This window comes from Streptomyces sp. WELS2, from assembly GCF_013870595.1.
Classification (GTDB): Bacteria; Actinomycetota; Actinomycetes; order Streptomycetales; family Streptomycetaceae; genus Streptomyces.
In genome coordinates this window covers 1-460 of sequence record NZ_JACBWZ010001396.1, presented here as the reverse complement: position 1 = coordinate 460, position 460 = coordinate 1, and the positions used below count along the sequence as shown (strand labels likewise).

The 460-nt window shown below is 72.2% G+C and carries 1 protein-coding gene; it reads left to right on the top strand.

Annotation, left to right across the window (positions count from 1 at the left end; translation table 11 throughout):
* The coding region (locus H5J33_RS36585; RefSeq protein WP_181798974.1) for a cell wall metabolism sensor histidine kinase WalK at nucleotides 1–460 on the top strand (460 nt) is incomplete at both ends.

Below are 460 nucleotides of genomic sequence, written 5' to 3'. Positions count from 1 at the left end.
TCCGGGCCCGTGCGGAGGGCGAGGCGAGAACCCGGCGCTTCTTCGCCGACGCCAGCCACGAACTGCGGACGCCGCTCGTCGGCATCAAGGGCTACACCGACCTGTACCGCATGGGCGCCATGCCCACCCGCGAGGACGTCGACCAGACGATGAGCCGCATCGCCGAGGAGTCCGCTCGCCTCACCCGCCTCGTCGAGGAGATGTTTCTCCTCGCCCGCCTGGACGAGGACACCGAGGGCACGGGTACCGCCCGAGAGCCGGCTTTCGCCCTCGACCTCGCCCCCATGGACCTGCGCACCCTCGCCGCCGACGCCCTCCACGACGTCCAGGCCCTGGACGCCACGCGCCCGGTGACCCTGACCGGACCCGGCGGCGGAAAACCCACCACCGCCCCGGCACACGCCGACGAGGCCCGACTCCGACAGGTCGTCACCAACCTCATCGGCAACGCCGTCACCCA